The 2118-nt window shown below is 76.2% G+C and carries 2 protein-coding genes; one reads left to right on the forward strand and one right to left on the reverse strand.

The features are described 5' to 3' along the window. The coding region (locus ATM99_RS16280; RefSeq protein ID WP_304438281.1) for a carbohydrate-binding module family 20 domain-containing protein at window positions 1-276 on the forward strand (276 nt) is incomplete at its 5' end. A gap of 136 nt (window positions 277-412) precedes the next feature. Here ATM99_RS16280 and ATM99_RS16285 read toward each other — a convergent pair. After that, a complete protein-coding gene (locus tag ATM99_RS16285) occupies window positions 413-2116 on the reverse strand; it encodes a DUF885 domain-containing protein (protein ID WP_062103892.1) in 1704 nt (567 codons plus the stop codon). Window positions 2117-2118: the final 2 nt, after the last annotated feature.

Consider the following 2118-nt stretch of genomic DNA (forward strand, 5'->3'; position numbering starts at 1 on the left):
TTCGGCGTCACCGCGACGACCGTGTGGGGTCAGGACCTGTACGTCGTCGGCGACCACGCGGGCCTCGGCGGCTGGGACCCCGCACGCGCCGTGCCGCTGTCGGCCGCCACCTACCCGGTGTGGCGAGCGACCCTGACGCTGCCGCCGGGCACCGCCGTGCAGTACAAGTACGTCCGCAAGCAGGGCTCGACCGTCACGTGGGAGTCGGGGGCGAACCGCACGCTCACGGTGCCGGCGGGCGGGACGCTCACGACGACGGACACGTGGCGGCCGTGACCGGGGTCCGGCCGGCGTCCGCCCGCCCGGGCCTCCGCGCGGAGGTCGGGGCGGGCGGCTGAGACGGGGGCGGCGCCGGGCGCGTGGAGGTGACCGGCGCCGTCCCTCTCGTCGTGCGGGGGAGCAGAGGTCGGCGTCAGCCCGCGAGCGCCGCGGGCAGCACGGCCAGCGGCACCGAGCCCAAGCGCAGCGCGCGGGCGTGGAAGTCGCGCAGGTCGAACACCTGGCCCCGGGCCTGCGCGGTCGCGCGCGCGGTATCCCGAGCCTGCTCCCACAGGCGCTGCCCGACCTTGTACGACGGCGCCTGCCCCGGCCAGCCGAGATAGCGCGTGTACTCGAACCGCACGAACGACTCGGGCATGTTCACGTTGGCGCGCAGGAAGTCCCACCCGGTCTCGGGCGTCCACGCCGCACCGACCTCGGCGGGGGCCCGCAGGCCCAGGTGCATGCCGAGGTCGAACACGACGCGCGCGGCGCGCAGCCGCTGGCCGTCGAGCATGCCCAGCCGGTCGCCCGGGTCGTCGAGGAACCCGAGGTCGGCCATGAGCCGCTCGGCGTACAGCGCCCAGCCCTCGCCGTGGCCGGACGTCCACGACGCGAGGCGCCGCCACGAGTTCAGCGTCGCGCGCTCGTGCACGGCCTGCGCGATCTGCAGGTGGTGGCCCGGGACGCCCTCGTGGTAGACGGTCGTGCGCTCGCGCCACGTCGCGAACGACGTGACCTCCGGCGGCACCGACCACCACATGCGCCCGGGGCGGCTGAAGTCGTCGTTCGGTCCCGTGTAGTAGATCGCACCCGTGCGGGACGGCGCGATGCGGCACTCGAGCGTGCGCACCGGCACGGGGATGTCGAAGTGCGTGCCGTCCAGCGCCTCGATCGCGGCGTCGGACGTCGTCTGCATCCACGCGCGCAGCGCGTCGGTGTCGTTCAGGCGACGCGCCGGGTCGGCGTCGAGCAGCGCGACGGCCTGCTCGACGGTCGCACCGGGGCCCGCGATCTGCTCGGCTACCTGCTGCTGCTCGGCCTGCACGCGCGCGAGCTCTTCGAGGCCCCACGCGTACGTCTCGTCGAGGTCCACCTCGGCGCCCAGCGCCTGCCGCGACCACAGCGCGTAGCGCTCGCGGCCGACCGCGTCCTGCTCGGGGGCCAGCGGCGCGATCTCCTCGGCCAGCACCTGGGCCAGGCGCGCGTAGGCGTCACGTGCGGCGGCCGCGCCCCGCTCGAGGTCGGCGTGCAGCGCGTGGTCCTCGCCCAGCACCCGGCGGGCGTCCTCGCCACGCACGAGCCGCGTGAACGCGGACTCGTCGGGGTCCGCGACCTCGCGGGCCTGCGCGACGACCGTCTCGACCTGGCGGCGCGCGGCGACGTCGCCGCGCGCGGCGGCCGCCCGCAGGGACGCGACGTACGAGTCCAGCGCCGCGGGCACGGCCGCGAGCCGCGCCGCGACGTCGTCCCACGCCTGCTCGGTGTCGGTCGCCATGAGGTCGAAGACCTCGACGACCTCCTGCGACGGCGACGCGATGTTGTTGAGCTCGCGCTGGCGCTCGCCCGCGTCGAGCAGGTCGAGCTCGGTGCGCAGCGCGTAGCCCATGGCCGCGACCGTGACCTCGTCGACCGCGTCGGCCGGGGCCAGGCCCTCGAGCGCGAGCAGCGTCGAGCGGGCCTGGTCGGCGCGCTGCGTCCACGCGTCGGGCGAGTAGTCGGTGAGCTCGCGCTCGTGGCCGGGGATGCCGAGCTGCGTCGCGTGGGCCGGGTGCTGGCGGGCGAGGGTCGCGACGTACGCGTCGGCGACCGCGTCGACCGGGCTGGCGGGGCGGGGATCGGTGGCGGGGGTGGTCACCC

The sequence above is a fragment of the Cellulomonas sp. B6 genome (genome assembly GCF_001462455.1).
Classification (GTDB): Bacteria; Actinomycetota; Actinomycetes; order Actinomycetales; family Cellulomonadaceae; genus Cellulomonas.